Genomic DNA, 22,794 nt, shown 5'->3' on the forward strand with positions numbered 1-22,794 from the left:
TAAACAAATTCATATAAGACTTAGAACCGCAATTAGTTAAGCGCTTACATTACCCTTGTTAATTGTTCTGAAAAAAATTAAGTTGTTGTGAGCATATCAATTCCTATTTCACATTGAGCAAGGTAAAATAAATTTTACTTAGATGATCATTTAAGGAGCAGTTGATATTTTAGAAGTCACTGCTTAATTTTTTACCAACTATGTTTACGAACTTGAACATAAGGAAAATGTAAAATAAACACACAAATTTGGAGTGATAAAGCATGCAAACTGTTCTAGGAAGTAATGGCCAAATCGGCCACGAAATTGCAAGAGAACTTTATAAAAATTACACAAAAGACATTCGTTTAGTCGGCAGAAAACCTAAAAAAATTCATGATAGTGATGAACTCGTTGCCGCAGATTTAATGAACTACGCAGAAGCATACCATGCGATTGAAGGCAGTGATGTTGTTTATTTCGCAGTCGGCTTGCCTGCCAATTCTGAAATGTGGGAACAACGCTTCCCTGTCATGATGAAAAATGTTATTAAAGCTTGCCTTGAAACCAATGCTAAACTGGCTTTCTTCGATAACACATACATGTATGAAAAAAACGCAAATGTACAAACAGAATCTAGCCCATTTGTACCTGTAGGACGCAAATCAGTGGTCCGTGCACAGATGGCTGAAATGGTCCTCAAAGCGATGAATGAACAAAATTTACAAGTGGTAATTGGTCGTGCACCTGAATTCTATGGTCCTGATAAAACACAAAGTATTACCAATACTTTAGTATTCAATCGTATTAAAGCTGGCAAAAAAGCGATTATTCCTGTCAGTGCTTCAGTGTTGCGTACTTTAATTTGGACACCAGATGCAAGTCGTGCGCTAGCGTTACTTGGCAATACACCAGACGCTTATGGCCAAACATGGCATTTACCAGTAGCCGGCAGTCTGACTTATGAGAAGCTCATCAAAAAAACAGAAGCAGTACTCAATCAAAAAATCGGCTACCATGTCTTACCAATGTGGGGCTTTAAAATTGGCAGCTTATTCAATGATCAAGTCAAAGAACTGATGGAATTACTACCAAGATATAAATACAATAATATTTTCAATTCAGATAAATTTAAGCAACGTTTCCCAGAATTCCACATCACTTCTTACGATGAAGGAATTAAAACAGTATTTAATGCTTAAACAGGGTATTTAAGAAGAAGTGGGCTTTTCCATAGAAAGAAGGTTAAAGTATGAAAAAAATTATGATAGTCAACACAAGTACAGATCATTTCGGTGAATTTTCAAAACCAACAGGACTTTGGTTAGGTGAACTTGTTCACTTTTATGATTATTTTAACGACGGCAACTACGAAATCGACATTTTCAGTGTTGAAGGCGGCGAAACGCCAATAGACCCAGTTAGCTTGAACCCTGTCTTTTTAGATAAAGTGACAAAACGTTATTATGATGATGAAAAATTTATGACACAATTAAAATACTCTAAATCGATTAAAGAAGCAGATCCATCAAAATACGATGTTATCTACTTCACTGGCGGCCATGGGGTAATGTTTGATTTCCCTAATAATAAATACATTCAAAATGCGATTAATGAAGTTTATGGTCACAACGGTATTGTGGCAGCTGTATGTCATGGTATCGCAGCGTTATTAAACGTTAAAGACAATAATGGCAGATACTTCATTGACCAAAAACAAATGACAGGCTTTTCTAATACAGAAGAATTGCTCGCAAATCGTAAAAAACTTGTTCCATTCATGTTAGAAGATGAAATTAAACGTCGTGGCGCAGATTATCAAAAAGCCATGTTACCTTTCACACCTGAAGTTGAAACAGATGGACGACTTGTAACAGGCCAAAATCCACAGTCACCTAAACAAGTGGCACAAGCAGTCAGTCGACTTCTTTAATTGAATCATTAAAGACTAAAAAAAGCTTCTTCTTGTTTAATTTTCAAAACAAGGAGAAGCTTTATTTTTATATTATTTATAGTTTGCGAATGAATGCCATTAAGACAAATTGTAATGGCAAGCGGCTGTATAAAGCCCACTTAGGTGGTTGATAATCGCCTAACGGTAATTGTTTGCGTGCCATATAAATATTAGCTGGAAATACCGAAATTAAAAAAGCATTGATACCTCGTTTAAATGCTTGGCTTGGGCGTTTCCAGAATAGAACGCCACCAATGATTAGTTCAACAATACCTGTTACAATTACTGCTGTTTTACGTAAGGGTAAATACTTCGGAACGATGCGAGTAAAAGCATCAGAACGCACAAAGTGCATGACTCCAGCTAGGCTGAATAGAGCTCCTAAAACCAAACGTAATCCTTTACGCATTTCGTCACCTTCTTTTTATAGTCATCCTTTCTATTATTTCACAAATTGTAACTTTTTAACAAAAAATCAATATTTTTCACAAAAATTCAGAGAACGAGTTTAAAATGTAACTTTTTGAGGAATACTATTTCTAGTCAGAATCTTCAGTCACAAATTATTTCGGCAAGGGGGTAGGCATATGCCTAAGAAATTATTTAGTGTGGATTTGAATAAGAAAATGGATCAGCAAGCACATCCCGGACACAACCGATGGCACCCGGACATTCCGGCTGCATTTTCAGTTGAACCCGGGGAATCATTTAGGATGGAATGTTTAGACTGGACCGATGGTCAAGTCTCAAACAATGACGACCCAAGCGATATCAAGTATGTCAACTTGAACCGTGTACATGTACTGAGTGGTCCCGTATATGTCAACGGTGTTGAGCCTGGCGACTTACTCGTCGTCGACATCTTAGATATCGGCGCATTCCCAGAACACGAATGGGGCTTTAACGGAATTTTCGACGTGACAAACGGTGGCAGTTTCCTCGTCGACCATTATCCGAATGCCCAAAAATCGATTTGGGATTTCAATGGTATTTATGCGACAAGTCGTCATGTACCTGGTGTAGAATTTGTCGGATTGATTCACCCAGGATTGATTGGGGTTGCGCCTTCCCAAGAAATGTTGGATGAATGGAACCGACGTGAACAAGCATTGGTAGATACAGATCCGAACAGAGAGCCGGTATTAGCAAATTTACCTGATACGGATGCTGTAGTGCTTGGCACTTTAGAAGGAAAAGATTTCGACCGCGTCGCTAAAGAAGGTGCCAGAACCGTTCCTCCTAGAGAAAACGGCGGTAACTGCGATATCAAAAACTTATCGAAAGGTTCCCGCATTTATTTCCCAGTCTTTGTCGACGGTGCAAAGTTATCTGTCGGCGATCTGCATTTCTCACAAGGTGATGGTGAAATTACATTCTGCGGCGGTATCGAAATGCCTGGTTGGATTGATTTACGCGTCAATGTGATTAAAAATGGCATGGAAAAATATCAAATTAAAAAGAACCCAGCCTTCAAACCAGGACCTGTAATGCCGAACTATACAGATTATATTGTATTCGAAGGTATTTCAGTAGATGAGTTCAGCGGAAAACAAGAGTATTTAAATGCGAATACCGCTTATCGCAACGCTTGTTTAAACGCGATTGAATTCTTAAAAACACGAGGCTTTACAGGTGAACAAGCTTATATGTTACTTGGAACAGCGCCCGTCCAAGGTACAGTTGCTGGTATCGTGGATGTTCCAAACGCTTGTTGTACAATTGCAATACCTCGTGAAATCTTCAGAGATGATATCATTCCGAATTTGGAGCCTGATGAGTAATGCCCAATTACACTTATGCATGCACAAAACACGGTGAATTTACGCTAAATCAATCTATGAATGAAAATCATGATTATGCAGTTTGCCCTGACTGCAATCAAGACGCAAAACGCGTCTTCGTCCCATTCAATACTTCAAAGATTGATTCAAAATTAAAAAGAAGAATTGAATCTGGTCAAGAACCAAAAGTTGTTTCGCACGATAAACTCCCAAACAAACCGAAACAACAAAATACGCATAACCGTCCTTGGATGGTCTAATCAATACTAAAAAATCGAATACCCATCATACAAATGATAAAATTCGCATACAAACATACAGCCCATTTGCATGCGATCGATAAACCTACAACTGAAAATTAAACCAGGCACATCCATCTACGTTGAGTTATACCCTCCTCAATGAATGATGCTTGATGTCCATACAAACACTTGGCATATGAAATGTTGCACATAATAAAAATAATAAACCGATATTGAAGATGTTAACGTGCAACGACACTGGATTAAATAATCCTATCCAATCATTGCCACAAAAGTAAAAGGTTAATCTGTCATAAATCACTCATGGCTGTTTTCTCCCCTTCGCAGCCATGAGGCTGACAGACAATAAGATAAGATGAATAAGAAAGACACATGTCGCTATTTCGGCGCATGTGTCTTTTCTTATTATTACAATAAGTATTTTTTTAAATGTTCGGACCATAGAGTCTTGGTGTATGATCCACCGCTTCTCCTTCAAGCAATTGACTTAACTCTTCTTTCCAAGACGGCGGTGTATAGTCATTATCCATTAGCTGACGCATCAGTTGCGGATGGTCTGTATGATGATATAATACATCATTCATCTTCGCAATTGTCCATGTTTCACATGGGCGTTCTACTAACTCAAACACATCGCCTTGTTGAATACGACCTTCCTCAAGCACTCTGAAGTACCAACCTGTACGCCCTGTATCTTGAATACGTTGTCCGAAGTCAATCCATTTCACCCGTCTGCCTGGTTTCCAACAAGGTCTGCGTGGTTGTGAGACTTGTACTAACGCTTCACCGACTCGATAAATATCTCCGATACATACAGTCGTTTCATCCATATCTGTGACAGATACATTTTCACCATTTGTCCCGGCTTTGAATTCTGCATCTGGATATTCTTCTGCCCATTTATCATAATGAATGACACTATACGCAAATAATGCTTTTTCTGGTCCGCCGTGATGTTTCTTATCTCCCACATCATCACCTTCCAAACCGCTTTTAGTCAGAAAGACAGGTATCGGCATGGCTTTCTTATACGCAGCAGTCATCCACTGCTGATCCAGTTTATTAACGGCGTGCGGATGCCCTACTGTTTCCACACCGCCTACAAATAACGTTTCTATTCTGCTCACCGTCTTCACCCTTTCAACAAATCCCTTTCACACTATTGTAACGTATTTTAGTTTCAAATGAATACTAACAAGACGTTTAATGTCCTAGTTTCAAGCCAATAATCCATCTAAAATTCCGTTTGTGATTTATTTTACATTTATGAGTTAAACTATTTGCGAAATCACTTCATTTTTACCATACTAGAGATGAAAGAGATATAGCAAAATGCGGAAAGAGGAGTGTCAATAAATGAACCAAGAACAATTTGACAAAATTAAAAATGGTAAAGGATTTATCGCAGCATTAGACCAAAGCGGTGGTAGTACTCCTAAAGCGCTTAAAGCTTACGGAATTGAAGAAAATGAATACTCAAACGATGATGAAATGTTTGACCTTGTACACGAAATGCGTACACGCATCATTACTTCACCTGCTTTCAACGGAGATAAAATCCTAGGAGCTATCCTATTCGAGCAAACAATGGATCGTGAAATTGAAGGACAATACACTGGTGACTTCCTAGCAAGCAAAGGTGTCGTACCATTCTTGAAAGTCGACAAAGGATTAGCCGACCAAAATGAAGGCGTTCAATTAATGAAACCTATTCCAGATTTAGATGAATTATTGAAACGCGCAAACGAACGTCATATCTTCGGTACAAAAATGCGTTCTAACATTTTAGAAAACAACAAAGAAGGTATCGAAAAAGTTGTTAAACAACAATTCGAAGTTGCTAAAGAAATCATTGCGGCTGGTTTAGTACCAATTATCGAACCAGAAGTTAATATTCACGCAGAAGATAAAGAAGCAATCGAAGAAAACTTAGCAGCAGCAATCAAAGCTGAGTTAGACAACTTAAATAAAGATCAAAATGTTATGTTGAAATTAACAATTCCAACAAAAGCAAACACTTATAAAGAACTTATCGAACACCCTCAAGTGGTACGTGTTGTTGCATTATCTGGTGGTTACAGCCGTGAAGAAGCAAACAAAATCTTAAAAGAAAACGATGGCTTAATCGCAAGCTTCTCTCGTGCATTAGTAACTGACTTGAACGTTAACCAATCAGACGAAGAATTTAACAATAAATTACAAGATGCGATTGATACAATCTACGACGCATCAGTAAACAAAGCATAATTACAAGTATTCGATGAAAGCGAATCTCTCTTTGAGGTTCGCTTTTTTATTTGCGTTAACTACCGCCACTAGTCCAAAATAATCATTTGGGCTAGTGTTTTATTTTAAATTCACTTTCTCGCATAAAATGCTTCATTTCTTTAAACCCATTTAACTCAATCCATTTTGCTCGATTTAAACTATTTGTTTTAGCTTGAATAATAGAAGGAAAATGATTCATTGGGAAGTCCCAAATATATTTTACAAATTCAAGTCGCATTGACTTTGGATTGCCGCCAGTATCTTCGTTCTTTAATAATCTAAAATAACGTTTAACGACATTCAAAATACATTTCCAACGTGGTGCTTTCAACCAAATGACAAGTTCTGCTTGTTCTAACCTCAAAGGTAAAGTGTCTCTATAATTCCCATCTATAATCCAATATTCATTTTCAGCAATTACTTTTTCGATTTGTTTTATAAACTCTTCTTGATTAATTGTTTCATGATCATTTTTCCAAAACAGTTTATCTAAATGAAAGACTGGAATATTCATTTTCTGACTTAACTGTTTAGCAAATGTTGATTTTCCTGTGCCAGGGCTGCCAATCACCAGAATCCTTTCCGCCATATTATCCGCCTCATTCCTCTTAATAGTGAATCGTTGTCATGTGTTTAATCAAGATTATATGCATCTATGCGCATACAAGCAAATCTATGGTCAAAAAGACTGATTCATCTCTATTCTGACCTATATATCACAAAAAACCTGACTCATTTTCGAGTCAGGCAATCAATTTATTTCTCAACTAAATAACGGTAAATATCATCTCGAACTGGCGTATCTAAAGCAAGATGCATTGTGACTACATCTTTGCCATCCGGCATCTTCGTTTGTGCTGCAGTACCCGGCATAAAGCGAGCTTTACCTAAATAATAGAAGTCTGTTCCTTCACCGTCTTCTTTCTTCACGAAAAGATACATTGGTGTATTGAGTTCTTGGTGTCGCATTACTTTTTGAACTTCATCAGAACTTAACTTTCTTGGTGAACGCGTGAACCATTTCAGCTCATTTTGATTAATGAATTGATCTTCATACGCTGTATTGTCGCTGATATCTTCACTTTTGTGATACGTAATGAAAATTGGCAATGTATGATGTTTTTGTTTATAACCGTTAATAACTGCAGACTCATCTTTACCCCAGTTCATCACTTTCACAAAATCTTTTCTCGAATAACGTTCATACAAGATAAAGTCATTTTGATTTTGATAGACATACTTATGTTTATATTGGGCTACTTCGATCAAATCATGGACGTGATGACGAAAGGCTTCATTTTTCAAGTTCATTTTAAACGGTGCAGTAAGACCGATAAGATTAGTCTCTTTATCCCATTCAACCATCGGTGTGCCATATCTTTTATCTATATTCTTGCTGAAGAAAGTTTCATCTAATACCTTCAAACTGGTACGCACATCCGCTTCTTCAATTTCACTATCTCTATGTTGAAGTTTTTCAACTAAATGTTCAAAACTTTCATCTTGGCTCATCAACAACTCTAGTGCTAAATAATCGGTATTCTTCAAACCTTTCGCTAATTCTTGAGAAATGAACGTCAAATTCTTAGAGGCATTTTCAGAGATTCTTGTCGTAATATCTGTTTTCTCCACTAGAAATTGTTCATAATTCCCATACTTCGAAAGAATCACTTCTGGATCAATCGAATGTTGATGAATGAAATCCATTAAACTTGGCGTGCGACCAATGCGTGCTTTCACTTCATTGAATGCTTGTAAAATCATAGCTTTCTTATTTAAAGTCGCAGATTGAATCGAATCAAAAATTCTCTTTTGAGCAACTTCTTCAAAATTAATTGTTGAAACGCCTTTTAATGGCGCATAGTCTGAAATAAATTTTCGATAACTATCTTTATTATGGGAATGGTCACCTGACAGTGCTATCGGAATCATATAGTTATTTTTATAGTTTCCAATGAAATCAATGACTGTCACAAAATCTTTATTCGCACTCTTACGAAGACCACGTCCTAATTGTTGTACAAAGATAATACTTGATTGTGTGCTCCGTAACATCACCACTTGATTGATTTCAGGAATATCAATTCCTTCGTTAAACAAATCTACGGTGATAATATAATTTAACCTGCCGTCTTTTAACTGTTGAATCACTTCGTTACGCTGTTTTTGTGAATCTGAACCTGTTAAAGCTTGTGTCGGTATGCCTTTGGCATTTAACTTTTGTGCTAAAGCTTGTGCTTCTTTTTTACGACTGACAAAGATTAGCCCTTTTAATTCATCACCAGAATAACCATAATAATCCGTTTTCTCTAAAATATATTTCACACGGTCATCAGACGCTAAGAATTTTAAGTCTTGTGTGTTATCATCCACAACTTGGCCTTCTTGAATATAATCTGAGACACCAAAATAATGGAATGGACATAAAATATCACTTTCTAATGCCTTCTGAAGTCGAATTTCATAAGCAACATTATGATTAAATTGCGCGAAGACACTGAGATCATCACTTCGTTCAGGTGTTGCGGTCATCCCTAACATAAATTTCGGTTGAAAGTAATGGAAGATATTTTGATAACTTTGTGCTGCTGAACGATGTGCTTCATCAAAGACAATATAATCAAAAGTTGCTGGGTCAAACTGTTGATAAATGTCAGACTTCGACATTGTTTGTACAGTCGCGAATAGATACTTCGCATCCAAATTCTTCTCAGCCCCCGTCAACTTCGCAAAGTCCGCTTCATTTTCATCTGCCAATACTTTACGATAAGCTGCCAATGCATCATTTAAGATGGTTTCACTATGCACAACAAATAAAAAACGTTTAGGTTTAAATGCACGGACATCTAACGCAGACATAATCGTCTTACCTGTCCCTGTCGCAGAAATAATCAACGCTTTATTTTCACCTTGTGCACGCATCTCTGCCAAACCTTTTAACGCTTCTACCTGCATTAAATTCGGTTCAATTTTAACCGCTTCATGTATTTTATTTTCCAACAACGTTTGTTTCTGACTTTCTTCAAACAACCGTTGTGTCATTTGTGGTTGATAAACCTCACGATACGCCTCAATCCAAGCTTTTGTTAAAGAAGTGCTCTCTTCCCATAACCCATTGAATTGGTCTTTCACTTTATGGACTAAATCACCATTTTGATGAGAAGATAATAAAATATTATGTTCATAATTAACTTTCAAAGCATTAGAAGTTAAATTCGAACTCCCCACAACTAAGGTAGAATAGGCGTCATGATCAAAAATATAACCTTTCGCATGAAAGCCTGAGACATCTGTTACACGGACTTCAACATTGTCTAACTTCATCAGCTCTTCATACACTTTTGGAGAGTTGAAACCTAGATAATTGGAAGTTAATATTTTACCTTTAACACCACGTTGTGCCATATCATATAAATGTGACTTCAGACTTTGGAGACCGCTCGGCGTAATAAAAGCAACCGAAATCATAAAGGACTGACATTTCTCTAGTTCATCGATGAGCGTTGCGAGCACATTTTCTTCTTGATTATTCAGCAACAATTTCGGCACATGGTGCCCTTGATGCACAATAGAACGATCAATAAAGCCTTTATGAAGCGACTGGGTTAAGTCTTCAATTAAATGTTCCATAGGCATTACCCTTGTTCAACAAGCAAGTCGACTGCCGGAATATCTGCCGGTGCCCACTCTAATTGGTGTAACGCTTTAGGGGCTAACCATTTAATTTGACTATGTTCAGTTAATGTCGGCATCGTTTCTTGTAAAGTACAACGATACGTTGTCAGCTCGATAATCGCAAAATCATATTCATGTGTAGTCGTCGTGACTTTCTCACCCACTGCTAAATCACACTTCATTTCTTCTTGAATTTCACGTTTTAACGCTTCAATATCTGTTTCACCTTGTTCAATTTTACCACCCGGAAATTCCCATAATAACGGTAAGCTCATTTGTTCACTGCGTTGTGCACATAAAATGTTACCTTGATGTTCAATCACTGCACCTACGACTCTGACTAACTTTTTCATATGTATCCTCCGCTCATATCAATATTTCATTACTTATAAGCAGGATCTCATTTTTTATAAAAGATTGCCACACAATTGCAGCAATTTTTTATTTTTTTCATAAAAAATAGACAGGCGCGACCTGTCTGTTCATTTTCTTCTAACTTGTTGCTGATTCAATATGTTGTTCTGATTCATAATAGAAACACCTCATTCATTTATATATATAAATGTCAATCTGTTTTTTTCGGATATACTACTTCCCCATCATCTTCAATAATTGGCATCGCCCCCCATTGTCCTAACTTATGTGGTTGTGCAATAATGTCACCTTTATTATTTTGCATAATATGATACACATCCCAACCATGTGCAGCTAAATAATTACTGACAATCAAACGATGACAACGTGCTGGATGATGTTCTGAACACATGTAGGCTGTCGTTTGGTTTTGGGCTGTTTCTGTTAATCTTTTAATCCCTTCTTTGAAGTCGTCTGTTAAAGTATAGTCCGCATAGTTATGGAAAGATTCATTTTGCCAACCACTATTCAAAGTACGTCCCACTGTTTCACTGGGTTGTCTGCGCCCACCTAGAAATTGGTCAGTTTGATACTCAATCCCCGCTTCTTTCAACCATGACTTCATATTGTCGTCTTTAAATTGCGGATGTTTACGGCTCTTCGTAAAGGCTCTGATATCCATTAAGACTTCAACATGATATTGTTTCAACATTTCAAGAAATGTTTCTTTATCATGATCAGAATGACCGATAGTATAAATCACCTTTTGTTTGGTTTGTCCCATAATGTTCACCTCTCTCTTACTATAGCCTGTTAAAAGAAAAACACGCAAAAACAGTCTCTTTAAAGGCTACTTTTGCGTGTTAACGTATTATTCTTTTTCTTCAATACCTTGATGAATCAATTCACCGATATATTCTGATGCTTTACCGTTTTCAATACTGCAGAAACGATTGTAGAATGCATCAATCTTATCTTGATATTCTGCTTGTACTTTCGGTAAGTCTTTTAAGCTTTCAGCAAGTTTGTGCGCATCTGTGAAAATAGGTCCTGGTAAATCATTATGGTAATCCATATAGAAGCCACGTAAACCTTTACCGTATTTCTCAATATCATACGCAAAGAAGAACTGTGGACGTTTTAAAATACCATAGTCGAACATCACAGATGAATAATCTGTAATCAATGCATCTGAAATCAAGAAGATTTCTGAGACATCATCATAATCAGATACATCTATCGCAAAGTTTTCATAACCAGATAAATCTAAAGCATTCGCAATCAGATAATGCATACGTAATAAAATGACATAGTCATCACCTAATTGTTTATATAAATTATCTAAGTCGATTTTAAGATTGAATAAGTATTGTCCTTTTTTAATAAACTCATCATCACGCCATGTCGGTGCATAAGTAATGACTTTCTTATCTTTAGGAATATTAAGCTTCTCTCGAATATCTTTAAGATACTCAGTATCATTTTGACGATTAACAAGCACATCATTTCTTGGATAACCGATTTCTAAGACACGGTCTCTATCCATCCAAAAGGCCGATTCAAAAATTTCAGTAGAATAACGGTTCGGTGATACTAAATAATCCCAACGTTCTGTCTCTTCTCTGAAATTACGTTTATATGCGGGCGTTGTTGTCCCTGGCATACGTACCACTTTCATATCATTCGCCAAACGTTTCAACGGCGTACCATGCCATGTTTGAATATACGTTTGATTCTCTTTCTTATTGATATAAAGCGGCGTGCGAGCGTTCGTAACCCAGTAATGTGCTTTTGAATAAGCTTCATAATAAGCTTTCGAACCTTTTTTCACTTTAGTCGCATTACCTGGAACATAAGTTTTAGCCGGGTTCTTTAATACCCAGATATAGTTATAGTACGGATAATATTTCTGCATATATTCATAAATGTATTTTGGACTATCACTATAGTTTTTACCGCCGAATGTCTCAAAAACAATTGTTTTGTTAGAAACATTTTCTGGCGCATCTGTTAACTGATACATAGAACGGTTTTTATTTTTATTACGCATCACAACATTCTTCACATGACGTAACATGCCTCTGTATTTGTTGATCGCAATTGCGGCGTCAGGTTGATTAAACATTAACGCCAACATTTCTACTTTAAACAATGAACCGCCATCTGTTTCTTGTAAGAGATGCCATTTCAATTTTTGAGCTAATTGAATAAGTGTGTCTTGATGTTGTGCATAGTGGTAAGCATTTTGTTTATTCGCAGGGTCAAAGCCGTTACGAATCATACTTGCCATTTTATGCGTCATAAATTGACGGACTTTTTTATTTTTCACTTTCTGCACGGTATGCAGATAAGCATCAGCGTAATCTTCAAATAATTGGTCGAACGCTTGTTGTGTCAGTTGTTCTGTTTCAAAAGGATCATAAACCTCTCCTCTGAAATAGAACGGGAAACCTAAAATACGCACAAAGCGTTCTGCATATGTCAGATAATCCACTACAAAAGAATTGTCGACATACGTTTTCAATGCCTCATCGAATTGAAGTTGATGCGCGTGTACGATTGCTGTTTTAAATAAAATGTTACAAGCCGTATTTTTTCTTAAGAATGAATTAGGGTTTGTCTCAGCGTTCATATATTCCAATCTAATTTTATTCTGATCGATGTATTGCGGTTGATTGAGTGTAAACTTATTAATCGGTGCAATTAAGGCATCTAGACCATTCACTGTTTTTAAATAGAATTGAATCGCATAAGAAGCTAATTCATCATCCGCATCTAAAAACATAAAATACGGTGTTTCTACATGTGACATTGCGACGTTACGCGCATGCGCATGCCCTTGGTTTTGTTCAAAGTTAATCACTTCAACCTTCTTATCATAGTTTTTTAAGGTGTCTTCTAAAAGTGCTTGAGAACCATCTGTTGATCCATCGTTGACTATAATCACATTAAAATCTTGATTGCGTTGTTGCTTCAAGCTTTCGATACAAGCTTGAATATAATCTTCTGAGTTGTAGTATGTGATAATGACTGTTAATTCATTCATGATTGTGATCTCCTTACTTTTTATATCTCTGTTTTCCACATTTTCTTATTGTACTGCTAATTTCTCAGCAAACCAAATAAGAAACCGTAACAATTATATACTAAATCTACTTTTTTATCATCGTCTTACTAATTTGGAAAAATAATAAAAGGTGTATTACTCTATTTATATTAACGTTTTAAATAACTGTTCGAAATGATGTTGTGCGGCTTTTGGTGTTAATGATTGACGTGTGTGCACATGCTTCAATGGATGGTTGATGATACGCTCCATCGCCTGTGCTAAAGCCTCGATATCACCTGTAGGTATTAAATACCCATTCTCACCCGCTTCAATGATTTCATTTGGCCCATAACGAATATCATACGCAAGAACCGGACAACCTTCATTGATACTTTCCATCATAGATAATCCGAATCCTTCATGTGTACTTGCTAAAATAGAAGCACGTGATTCACGGAAAACTTCTTGTGGATGATTAGTAAAGGATTCGATGTCTACATCTTCTGACAGACCTTCTTTAGAAATTAAATCTTTAAGTTCATCTTCTTGTGAGTCAGAAACACCGCCATATAATTTCAGTTTCGTCTCATAATCTTTAGCTTTAAATAACTTAAATGCCTTCACAATGTGATCAATACGTTTCTCTTTTGAGAACCTGCCTAAATACACAAACTGATTTTTACGTTCTTGTTCAGGTAACGTACTGGGTTTAATGAAATGCGGAATGACTTGAATTTTTTGTTCTGGAATATCTGATTGTGCTAAAATATCTTGTTTTTGTTGAGTTGTCAGCACAATATACGCCGAAACTTGCTTGTGATGATCTATCGCAAAGCGATATGAACCTTTAATATTATCACCGGATAAGTGAGAACTATGGAAGACAATGACAGGTTTAATCGCATGTTGATTGTCAATTAATGGTTCATCTAATAAACGTGCATCATTAAACACAATATCTCCATCTTTAAATATCTCATTATAAAAATACGCAAACAATGCTTTATCGTGCGTAAAACTTCTTACCACACGTCCCTCGCGATATATCAAAATGGACGTCGCTTCTGGTTTGCCTTGCTTATTTTCTTCAAACCATTTTTGACAATACACATTTCCCTCTAAATCATACATCGTCTCACTCAACTTCATGTTTTTACGTGCTGCATAGTAAGTCTTCTTATGCAGATAACCATAAGGGTTGTATTCATAACGGATGACTTTATGTTTAACTCCAGGCGTCATCACATCTTCAAAGTGGACTACTTCTGAATCCTCATAAAATTTACGATACAGTAAATATGTTTCATCAGTCTTGTCATAATAACGTACAACGTCCCCTTTTTTATTCGTACGTGTTGTGTAATCAGAAAGTGCCACAGGTTGTGCTTTATATTTCTTTTCTTTCTTAAAAGTCGACTTTGGAATGTTAAATAGATTATAGCCAGAAAGCCAATCATAGAGATTAATGACTTGTGTACCTTCGTTTAAGATACCTTTTTCTCTAAAATCAGCTAATACTTCTGGGTACTCAATATTGTAGTTGGTCGTTAAAATAGTTTGTTTAATACCTAATGTGTCGTCAATAAATTGAATTCGCTTCAACAATGCTTTCGTTCTTCCTCCATGATTCGGAGGCAAAGTTGATGTAACAGTATAAATCAACCCTAAACCCCATTTCATAAAATTTGTTAGAAAAAATTATATCATTTATATATTTACACTTTAAACAATAAGTAAAACAGAAAAATTAAATTTATTCATACTCAAGTTAAAATATTTGCCTCTCCACCAAACATACAGTATAGTTTAATCTACATAGTAGTTTATTTATACTGATAGTTCTATACTGAAATCGAGTTGTTATCATATATATTTAACAAAAGGAGATGTGCCAAACATGAATCCCAATGATTTACGTGTGATTAAAACAAAACGTGCTTTATCCGAATCCTTGTTCAACTTATTAAGCGAAAAATTGTTCTCTGCCATTACAGTCAATATGATATGTGATAAAGCATTGGTTCACCGTACGACATTCTATAAACACTTTTACGATAAATATGACTTGTTATCTTACTTAATTACGAATTTGACTAAAGATTATTTCGAAAAGGATATTCGAGAGCGTATTGAAGCACCTTTTAAAGCTTTAAGCTCTTTCTTTGATAAACCTATTGAAAAAATTGATATCAAACAACGTCATGATCAACAATTTATGGAAACTGTGACCGCAATCTTCATCCAAAAAATACGTCAAGACATCATAGACAATGCAGATATTATCGAAGTCCCTGGCAACCCTCCGATCAAAGTAGTTGCTCGTGTCTTTGAATCAGCAATTACCGCTATCGGTGATTGGACTTACGATGAACATAAACTTTGTGCCGACTATTCAAATGCGATTGATAATCCTGATTCGCTGGACAAGATGTTCAATCAATTACTCAACATTAAAGTTAAGTCAGAATAGCGATGGAAAATACTTTAAAACTAAAAAAATCAGAACAGCTTCACAATTGGAAGTTGTTCTGATTTTTTTGTGATTTTATTTATTTTTCTTCTGTACTTTCGGTTGTAAATATTTTTGACCATAAGGTACGAATTTTAATCGTGCTTCTTGAGGTATACCAAAATATTGTTTAAATACTCTCTGTGTTCTTACCGACCATGGTGAGGAATGTTGGGTATACACATCAAATGGCAACATTTCTACAATAATAACGTCATCTTTAGATGCATGTGCTGCTTCTTCTTTTATTTTCGCAATCCGTTGTGTATTCGCATAACTCATAAATGAAAAAGCACTCATAAACACGATTACTGCGACTAGTGCGATACTACCCGCAATGAGACTCGTACGTCTTTCAGGTAAAGGCAACTGTTTAAGTACAATTAATAAAATAACCAACCATAACACATACATAAAGTAGAAATTTCTTGGTCCGACAGGCGCAACGACTAATAAAGGCATGGTCGCAATCACAATCGAAGCTAAATTAAAGTATGTCGTCAATAATGACTTCTTAGATAAACCAATAAAATAGAGACCTACTGCGACTGCACAGAAATAGATCAAACACGCTAAGAAATTCAGACCAGCAATCCATGGAATGTGTTTCATCGCATCTAAATCAAAAGGTTCATAGATAAAGTATTTATAAACAGTAAAGAATGCTAAAGCTGCTGTTATTATCACTTTATACACTAGTGACAAACTTAAAAATTTCGGACTGCGATATAAAACAATGAGTAAAACCACAGCTAAAACACTTAAAAATATGGCGCATTGGAAGTAGCCATAATACGGAATGATTTTTAATAACGTTTGAATGACTTTATCATACATCGAGGTATTAGAACCGACTTGTTGATATGAACTATTACCCGCTAAAATATTCAAGTAGTTTGGATTTGTAAACATAATAATCGCACCTATCCATGTTAAACAGAATCCTATCAATAATTTCAAATTAATTTTGTGATAAATTACTAAATATACAAGTAAGCCTAAACCGGTAATCGCAATATTATAAAGTGTGACGTTCTCCATAAATAACTGTCCGGCAATACATGCGATATAGAAACATACTAATTCAATACGTTGTGACCATTGTGTTTTTCTTTCTTGATTATGCAGTGTTTTTAAAACAAATAATAAAACTACTAATGCACATAAGGCACTTGTGACATAGTTATTAAATCCTGCATACCACGCATAAGTTTGTTTGAAGATTGAAGCGGGCATTAGCAGTAACATTATAAACGCGATTAATATATAAGCTGTACTTTTAGTTTTATCTGCGAATTTCAATACTATCCAAAGTATGGAGAATGAAACTAGTGCATACACTACCATGCGTAATAATAGGCTTCTCACTGCTAAAATTTCTAAAATATTACCGAAATATCGACCGTTTAAATTTTTAAAATGTTCATTGAACCATTGGTTGTAGCCATGTATATACCAGCCCCAGTCATCTTGCGCAAGCGGAACAATCGCCGCAAATACAAAATAAAAAAGCACTAATAATCCATATACAAAACAATATGGGTGTTCCTTAATAATCCTCATGATGTTGTTCTCCTTGTTGTGTTAAGCATATAATACACTTTAATTATATGATTGTCATCATAATCTATAATTAGAAAACATACCATTTTATACCTCGTCAAACATACGTCATTTAATAATATTTTCACTCACTTCATTTTTTTACTGACAATTTATGACTTCAATAGTAAAATTATTAATTATTAACACAACGTGATTTATCACCTTTAAGAAGGAGAACACTTATCATCATGACTCAAATCATCTTGTATCTAACAATTGGACTGTTATTTACCCTATTAGATTTAATATTGATTCGTCGTAATCGACGTATTTTAGTTTGTTTGAGTACGTTTGTTTTTTATACACTCTTTATCAATGGCTTCATCATTGGCTTATTGTTACTATTTCTAGGAAAACCTAATGCCTTAAAGACGAATATGTACCACACATTTTTCGCAATAGAATATGGTGTGCTTGCCTCTGGTATAGGTATCGCTTTATTAGTAGTTCACGCTATTTTAATGCACCGTTTAACATTCACTGCTGTGCCAGGTCGTCGTGCTTGGCTGACTACTTTGAATGCATGTACATTATTATTACTTATGTTTCTCGGCAGTTTCTTAATCAAATTTACAGATTGGTGGTTCGATTTATTCGGAGAAACGAAACCACAAGATTTTATCTCTAAAATTCAAAGTCTTATACAATTATCCGATCGCATGATATTACCCGGCTTAATTCAAATGGTATTGATATCATCTATCTTTTATACCTTAATTGTGCTGTTCATGATTTATTTCAATCGCTTCAACTTTATTTGGAATGCTAAAACTAAAGCTATTACGATTATGAAGCGCTCATGGATTCAAACTGCACTCTTCGCTGTAACATTGGCTGTCTTTATTTCTGGCCTGATTTATAGTGTGTATCACCTGCATTTAATAGATGTATGTCTCACTTTACTTAAAAAGTAAACAAAGACGCTGTTCAGGTTTTTCTGACTGAATAGCGTCTTTGTTTGTATTTATTCTTTTTAACATTTTCACAGTTATATTTACGCACGTTTAAAGCGCTGTATTACTTGCATACCCATTTGTCGCTCGCTTTGGTTCATAATGACTGTCCACAACACGACAGAATACAAAATAACATAAACGATAATATTTATACCTAGCACGACTAACCCTTTACCTAAGAGTTGCGCAATCCATTGATAAATAAAATAGTAAACGACTGTAGTGATTATCATCGGCAACCATATTTTACTCATCTCAAACCAGAAACGATACATATTCAAACCGATTTTACGGTGATAATATACATTCATAATCAGTGTATAGCCGATAAAGCTGAACGCTGCGATAGAAAGTGAAACACCGTAACCACTATACTTCGGCGCTAAAATGACCGCACTGATCATGGCTAATACTAAGGTAATTGCTAAAGCCATAAAACGAAACGTTTGGCGATTATGTGCTTGAATAATGCTGACTGCCGGCAACTGTGATAGTTGGAAAGTAATCGTAAACATTAAAATTACTGTCATAAGGTACGCAGGTCTGAAATCTTGTCCTGCCCAAATCACAATAAAGTTCTCACCGAAAATCACAAAACCGGATAAGATAAACGATAATACAATCAATTGAATACGACTGATGCGTACCATCTGTTGAAGTAAACGTTCATTACTTGCACCTTCTACCACTAACATTGAGAATCCTGGGAAGGTCACATTATTAATAGAAGTCGCAAACTGTTGGAAGATTTTTACGAACTGTACAGCGATGACATAAATCGCAACCGCAACCGTTCCGTTAATCGCACCTAAAATCATTTGACCAGAATTTAACGTCAATTGTTCAATAGCAATAGAAAACAAAACTAAACCTAAATACACGTTCAATTGTTTCTGTTGTTTTAAATGATTAAACGATAATGCACCTTTCCAATCAAAGCGTATCGATACATGACGTCGACATAAAATCATGCCTAAGAACAGACACGCAAAATTGACAATTAACGTAATCAATATAATCGTAACTGCGCCAAATCCCATCAATAAGAACGGTGTCGCAATGATAGAAGGCATAATCACTCGGATCAGCAACATACTCTTCGCAATCACAAAGTATTCATACGCTTGTAAAATACCGTTAAAAATACCTGGATAAAATGAAATCATGATATTGATAATGATAAAAATCAACATCAATTTCAGTTCTGATAATTGTTGAGGTGCTAATGCATTGCCGAATACCGCTTCAGCATTCAAATACAAAACCAAGCCCATCAGACCGACTAATAAGGAACACAAAAAGTAAATATTTAAGATATTACCTAAGATACGTGCCTCTTGTGCCTTTGAACCTTTGACTCTGTTTTGTGATAAATATTTGGCGATCGTGTTACCGAACGCTAAATCCATAATGTTCAAATAAACTAAAAAGGATAAAACCAAATTATACAACCCATATTCAGAAGTGCCGAGCGTTCTGATGAAGAACGGTGTATATAAAATCGCCACTAGAATATTACCAAATATGGATATGTAGGATAAGATGGCGCCAGCTCTTCTTTGATTCATACTCATAACTCCTGTTTATGTTGGTTGCGCTTGCGTTCAAAGTAAGAACGCATCACACGTTCTAATCCGAAAATCACAAGCACTGTGAAAATATTCGCTGGTGAAAAAGTATCAATAATAAACGCGATTGTACTAGCACGTGGAATAAACAACATCATTCGTGCCATGATTAAAGCTGCCGCAATCACTAAAATATGTTTTGCGGTCAACATTCTCGTAAATAACGCAATTAGTAAACCAATGACAATACTGCCGAACATCATGCCGACATAACCGAAATCATGATAAGTTTCAGCAACGAAACTTGAACCATAACCCACACCTTTAAGATATAAGTCTTTCATAATGACATAAGACATTGTATGCGAGTATTGATAACCTTCTAAAGCACGTTCAACCGATTGGCCAGACCATCCGCCTTGCCCTCCAGTTAAATTGCCCCAAATATTGTAAACGGCATACTCTGTTAACGGTCCAATAGAATAGATTTTATCCGGGATTTCTTTCGCCTTCTCGATGGTATAACCAATGACATTGACACTGATACCTTGTGAGAAGAAAAATGATAACAATGCATCAAAGAAACCACCGTCAGTCTTTTCTCCGCCTCGGTTATTACCGACAAAATTCATCAACGCTAATAAAATCGGTGCTGAAATAATGCCCGCAATAATTGTCTTTTTACCGAACCATGCTTGCGTACCTGTCTGCTTCGCTAAAATATTGCGATAACAGAAATAAATAAACAAGATGAGCACATCTAACATAAAGTCAGAACGAGATCCGGTTAATACAGAAAGCCCATCTACAAATAAATAAGCAAGTATCGGCAGCCATGCTTTCTTTTGTGCAGGCAATGTTGCGAGATATACAAAGAATGCGACTGGGAACATTCGACTAATCAACACAAACACACCTGGTAAATTCGATTTAAAACTAGAAAAATAGGCATAATACCCTTGTGATTGTGAAGCTTGAACCGCTTCTGCCAAATACATCAGCTTAAAAATAATCGCAATCGTAAAGACACCTAAACTGATGATTCGGATATTTTGTTTATATGTCGTCTCAATAGGCTGAAACTGTTTAAATCCTTGTTGAACCGTGCGATCTAACATCGCAAATCCTAAAAAGAGACAAAACAAACTTAAACTTAATAAGATTAAAATATTAAATATTGTGGCTTGATCTGTAAAATACGTTCCCAGCAGTTTAAAATCCTTTTCATGATAATGGAACAGTTTGCTGACAACCATTCTGCCCATTAAAAAGACAAAGAAAGTCACATTGAACATAAAGAAGATGACCCGCTGGTTGAACGCTTCTAGTCCATATATCAGATTGTTCAGGAAAAATAATAAGAGTGCACTAAATAACAAGGTAATATTCGAAAAGATAATGCCGATAGTAAGCAATATCACCGCAATCATCAGCACACACCATCTTAATAACTTGGTCAAACTTCCACCTACTTACTCATTCGTTACTTATTTGTCGTTTCTTGCGTATTACACGCTTTCGTCTGGTTGTGTCATAGGTGTCTAGCAATATACTGAGTTGAACGCTTAAGGTTGTGCAAGTTCATGCGCAAATTCAGTATAAAGACTTTCAGAATCACAGAGCGTCTGCCAAGTTTGGTAAGCACCTTTCGCATAGCCTTGATAAGCTTCATCTGAAAGATTTATGAAATATTCAATCGCACGTGCTGCCTCTTCTGGCTTAAGTGCGTCACTGATTAAAGTACCATTTACATCTGTTTGTACAATTTCAGCTGTACCTCCGACATCTGAAGCTACAACAGGAATCGCATTCGCCATCGCTTCCATGACAGAGACTGGTACACCCTCTGATTCAGAAGTGTTTAAAAATAACGTCGGGTTATGCTCATGATACCATTTTCTGACGTCTTTGTTCGGCAAACGTCCAATCAATTCATATTGAGACGGCTTTAATTTCTCTTTTGCCAATGCTTCAATTTTTTGCGCATCTGGACCATCACCGATATGTACCCATTTGAAATCATAACCTTGTTCATTCAATTGTGCTAACGCATCAATAATGACATCTAAACGCTTTAATTTACGAATCGTTGAACAGCTGACAAATAAAGGCGGCTGACGTAATGAAACTTGATAATTGCCTTCACCTACACCGAGACGTCTGGTTTCAATTTTATTCGCATATTTCGGGAACTTGTTACTTAAATAGTTCGAGCTCGTATCAGATACTGGATATAACGCATCCACATGTTTCAACATCGTTTGACGCATCGGCAAGAAGCTAAACGGTTTAATATAATCATTGACATCATAACCATGTCCTCTAGAAATAAATGGGATAGAATCATCACCATAATAATCATATTTTAGTTTTCTGCCGAGGTTCGCAGTGATATAAAACCAATAGCTGTAAATATAAAGCTGCGTATAGCCATCATTTTCCGGTAATAAATGTGAGCGTACTAAGTCTTGATAAATCGCATCTGTTCTCGATTCAAAATACAAGTTGTACATCCACTTATAAGGATTTAAGGAACCTGCATTTTCACCGATACTGCGTAAACGCGGTTGACTCAATAAAATATTTGGCCCTGTCTTTAAGAAGTTGATGGCCTTATCTTTTAGTCCTTGCGGGAAAGGCAAGTCGATGACTGTCGCAACATCCGGTACTTCTCTTGTCACTTTCATCTTCTGGCTGACCATCGTCGGAACAATCACAATGTGATCAAAGGCTTCTGCCAAATATTTGATTTCTTCTTCTAAATATTCCTCTCCTTTATAGTAAGGAAAGTAATTCGTCAACAAAATCAGTTCTTTCTTCATAAGTGCTATTC

The 22,794-nt window shown here is 36.0% G+C and carries 19 protein-coding genes; 7 read left to right on the forward strand and 12 right to left on the reverse strand.

Annotation, left to right across the window (positions count from 1 at the left end):
* Window positions 1–263 precede the first annotated feature (263 nt).
* Entirely contained in the window at window positions 264–1,181 is a 918-nt protein-coding gene (locus KRR19_RS03905; protein WP_002479985.1) for an NAD-dependent epimerase/dehydratase family protein, read from the forward strand.
* 50 nt (window positions 1,182–1,231) lie between these two features.
* Complete coding sequence (locus KRR19_RS03910) at window positions 1,232–1,912, forward strand: type 1 glutamine amidotransferase domain-containing protein (protein WP_002479986.1); 681 nt, start codon at window positions 1,232–1,234, stop codon at window positions 1,910–1,912.
* Between the two features lie 76 nt (window positions 1,913–1,988).
* Here the strand turns inward: KRR19_RS03910 and KRR19_RS03915 are convergent, their stop codons facing one another.
* Window positions 1,989–2,342, reverse strand: a complete 354-nt coding sequence (locus KRR19_RS03915) for a DoxX family protein (RefSeq protein WP_002479987.1) — start codon at window positions 2,340–2,342, stop codon at window positions 1,989–1,991.
* Between the two features lie 178 nt (window positions 2,343–2,520).
* On the opposite strand from KRR19_RS03915, the gene fmdA reads away from it, so the two are divergent.
* Both fmdA and KRR19_RS03925 read left to right on the forward strand, forming a co-directional pair.
* A complete protein-coding gene (gene fmdA / locus KRR19_RS03920; RefSeq protein WP_002479988.1) occupies window positions 2,521–3,714 on the forward strand; it encodes a formamidase in 1,194 nt (397 codons plus the stop codon).
* The gene (locus tag KRR19_RS03925) at window positions 3,714–3,974 is read left to right on the forward strand and encodes a zinc ribbon domain-containing protein (RefSeq protein WP_002479989.1); all 261 of its coding nucleotides are present in this window, start codon (window positions 3,714–3,716) and stop codon (window positions 3,972–3,974) included. The genes fmdA and KRR19_RS03925 overlap by 1 nt, the downstream gene beginning before the upstream one ends.
* 428 nt (window positions 3,975–4,402) lie before the next feature.
* Here the strand turns inward: KRR19_RS03925 and KRR19_RS03930 are convergent, their stop codons facing one another.
* Window positions 4,403–5,104 (reverse strand): MOSC domain-containing protein, encoded by a 702-nt coding sequence (locus KRR19_RS03930; RefSeq protein WP_023015593.1) that lies wholly within the window; start codon window positions 5,102–5,104, stop codon window positions 4,403–4,405.
* 229 nt (window positions 5,105–5,333) lie between these two features.
* Between KRR19_RS03930 and KRR19_RS03935 the strand changes: the two genes are divergently transcribed.
* Complete coding sequence (locus KRR19_RS03935) at window positions 5,334–6,224, forward strand: fructose bisphosphate aldolase (protein WP_002479991.1); 891 nt, start codon at window positions 5,334–5,336, stop codon at window positions 6,222–6,224.
* A gap of 91 nt (window positions 6,225–6,315) precedes the next feature.
* Here the strand turns inward: KRR19_RS03935 and KRR19_RS03940 are convergent, their stop codons facing one another.
* The 6 genes from KRR19_RS03940 to KRR19_RS03965 all read right to left on the reverse strand — a co-directional run bounded on the left by KRR19_RS03940 (window position 6,316) and on the right by KRR19_RS03965 (window position 15,003).
* Window positions 6,316–6,834, reverse strand: coding sequence for an AAA family ATPase (locus tag KRR19_RS03940; protein WP_002479992.1), 519 nt, complete (start codon window positions 6,832–6,834; stop codon window positions 6,316–6,318).
* A gap of 167 nt (window positions 6,835–7,001) precedes the next feature.
* Complete coding sequence (locus KRR19_RS03945) at window positions 7,002–9,875, reverse strand: DEAD/DEAH box helicase (protein ID WP_037556086.1); 2,874 nt, start codon at window positions 9,873–9,875, stop codon at window positions 7,002–7,004.
* Between the two features lie 5 nt (window positions 9,876–9,880).
* Window positions 9,881–10,273, reverse strand: coding sequence for a (deoxy)nucleoside triphosphate pyrophosphohydrolase (locus tag KRR19_RS03950; RefSeq protein WP_002479994.1), 393 nt, complete (start codon window positions 10,271–10,273; stop codon window positions 9,881–9,883).
* 212 nt (window positions 10,274–10,485) lie between these two features.
* Window positions 10,486–11,058: a DUF488 domain-containing protein gene (locus KRR19_RS03955; protein ID WP_023015597.1), complete on the reverse strand. Its 573-nt coding sequence runs from the start codon at window positions 11,056–11,058 to the stop codon at window positions 10,486–10,488.
* Between the two features lie 87 nt (window positions 11,059–11,145).
* Window positions 11,146–13,320: a bifunctional glycosyltransferase/CDP-glycerol:glycerophosphate glycerophosphotransferase gene (locus KRR19_RS03960; protein ID WP_002479996.1), complete on the reverse strand. Its 2,175-nt coding sequence runs from the start codon at window positions 13,318–13,320 to the stop codon at window positions 11,146–11,148.
* A gap of 165 nt (window positions 13,321–13,485) precedes the next feature.
* Window positions 13,486–15,003 carry a glycosyltransferase gene (locus KRR19_RS03965; RefSeq protein ID WP_083315778.1) on the reverse strand — a complete coding sequence of 506 codons (1,518 nt, stop codon included), beginning with the start codon at window positions 15,001–15,003 and terminating at the stop codon, window positions 13,486–13,488.
* Window positions 15,004–15,220: 217 nt separating this feature from the next.
* Between KRR19_RS03965 and KRR19_RS03970 the strand changes: the two genes are divergently transcribed.
* Window positions 15,221–15,793: a TetR/AcrR family transcriptional regulator gene (locus KRR19_RS03970; RefSeq protein ID WP_002479998.1), complete on the forward strand. Its 573-nt coding sequence runs from the start codon at window positions 15,221–15,223 to the stop codon at window positions 15,791–15,793.
* A 75-nt stretch (window positions 15,794–15,868) separates the two neighbouring features.
* Here KRR19_RS03970 and KRR19_RS03975 read toward each other — a convergent pair whose 3' ends face one another.
* Window positions 15,869–17,395 carry a DUF6056 family protein gene (locus KRR19_RS03975; RefSeq protein WP_002479999.1) on the reverse strand — a complete coding sequence of 509 codons (1,527 nt, stop codon included), beginning with the start codon at window positions 17,393–17,395 and terminating at the stop codon, window positions 15,869–15,871.
* 230 nt (window positions 17,396–17,625) lie between these two features.
* Here KRR19_RS03975 and KRR19_RS03980 point away from each other — a divergent pair, with 230 nt between their 5' ends.
* Entirely contained in the window at window positions 17,626–18,351 is a 726-nt protein-coding gene (locus tag KRR19_RS03980; protein WP_207021366.1) for a hypothetical protein, read from the forward strand.
* Window positions 18,352–18,431: 80 nt separating this feature from the next.
* Here the strand turns inward: KRR19_RS03980 and KRR19_RS03985 are convergent, their stop codons facing one another.
* The 3 genes from KRR19_RS03985 to KRR19_RS03995 all read right to left on the reverse strand — a co-directional run bounded on the left by KRR19_RS03985 (window position 18,432) and on the right by KRR19_RS03995 (window position 22,783).
* The gene (locus tag KRR19_RS03985) at window positions 18,432–19,961 is read right to left on the reverse strand and encodes an oligosaccharide flippase family protein (RefSeq protein WP_002480001.1); all 1,530 of its coding nucleotides are present in this window, start codon (window positions 19,959–19,961) and stop codon (window positions 18,432–18,434) included.
* Window positions 19,962–19,963: 2 nt separating this feature from the next.
* The gene (locus tag KRR19_RS03990; protein ID WP_002480002.1) at window positions 19,964–21,421 is read right to left on the reverse strand and encodes an O-antigen polysaccharide polymerase Wzy family protein; all 1,458 of its coding nucleotides are present in this window, start codon (window positions 21,419–21,421) and stop codon (window positions 19,964–19,966) included.
* Window positions 21,422–21,526: 105 nt separating this feature from the next.
* Window positions 21,527–22,783, reverse strand: coding sequence for a glycosyltransferase (locus KRR19_RS03995; protein WP_002480003.1), 1,257 nt, complete (start codon window positions 22,781–22,783; stop codon window positions 21,527–21,529).
* Window positions 22,784–22,794 lie beyond the last annotated feature (11 nt).

It is taken from the genome of Staphylococcus sp. CWZ226 (assembly GCF_018986355.1).
GTDB lineage: Bacteria > Bacillota > Bacilli > Staphylococcales > Staphylococcaceae > Staphylococcus > Staphylococcus simulans.

Bases quoted from the DNA above. Each gene is read 5' to 3' on its own strand.
- fmdA (WP_002479988.1), top strand. From the start codon at position 2,521: ATGCCTAAGAAATTATTTAGTGTGGATTTGAATAAGAAAATGGATCAG.
- KRR19_RS03960 (WP_002479996.1), bottom strand. From the start codon at position 13,320: ATGAATGAATTAACAGTCATTATCACATACTACAACTCAGAAGATTAT.
- KRR19_RS03965 (WP_083315778.1), bottom strand. From the start codon at position 15,003: ATGAAATGGGGTTTAGGGTTGATTTATACTGTTACATCAACTTTGCCT.
- KRR19_RS03945 (WP_037556086.1), bottom strand. From the start codon at position 9,875: ATGGAACATTTAATTGAAGACTTAACCCAGTCGCTTCATAAAGGCTTT.
- KRR19_RS03925 (WP_002479989.1), top strand. From the start codon at position 3,714: ATGCCCAATTACACTTATGCATGCACAAAACACGGTGAATTTACGCTA.
- KRR19_RS03910 (WP_002479986.1), top strand. From the start codon at position 1,232: ATGAAAAAAATTATGATAGTCAACACAAGTACAGATCATTTCGGTGAA.
- KRR19_RS03980 (WP_207021366.1), top strand. From the start codon at position 17,626: ATGACTCAAATCATCTTGTATCTAACAATTGGACTGTTATTTACCCTA.
- KRR19_RS03935 (WP_002479991.1), top strand. From the start codon at position 5,334: ATGAACCAAGAACAATTTGACAAAATTAAAAATGGTAAAGGATTTATC.
- KRR19_RS03955 (WP_023015597.1), bottom strand. From the start codon at position 11,058: ATGGGACAAACCAAACAAAAGGTGATTTATACTATCGGTCATTCTGAT.
- KRR19_RS03940 (WP_002479992.1), bottom strand. From the start codon at position 6,834: ATGGCGGAAAGGATTCTGGTGATTGGCAGCCCTGGCACAGGAAAATCA.
- KRR19_RS03975 (WP_002479999.1), bottom strand. From the start codon at position 17,395: ATGAGGATTATTAAGGAACACCCATATTGTTTTGTATATGGATTATTA.
- KRR19_RS03950 (WP_002479994.1), bottom strand. From the start codon at position 10,273: ATGAAAAAGTTAGTCAGAGTCGTAGGTGCAGTGATTGAACATCAAGGT.
- KRR19_RS03915 (WP_002479987.1), bottom strand. From the start codon at position 2,342: ATGCGTAAAGGATTACGTTTGGTTTTAGGAGCTCTATTCAGCCTAGCT.
- KRR19_RS03970 (WP_002479998.1), top strand. From the start codon at position 15,221: ATGAATCCCAATGATTTACGTGTGATTAAAACAAAACGTGCTTTATCC.
- KRR19_RS03985 (WP_002480001.1), bottom strand. From the start codon at position 19,961: ATGAATCAAAGAAGAGCTGGCGCCATCTTATCCTACATATCCATATTT.
- KRR19_RS03905 (WP_002479985.1), top strand. From the start codon at position 264: ATGCAAACTGTTCTAGGAAGTAATGGCCAAATCGGCCACGAAATTGCA.
- KRR19_RS03995 (WP_002480003.1), bottom strand. From the start codon at position 22,783: ATGAAGAAAGAACTGATTTTGTTGACGAATTACTTTCCTTACTATAAA.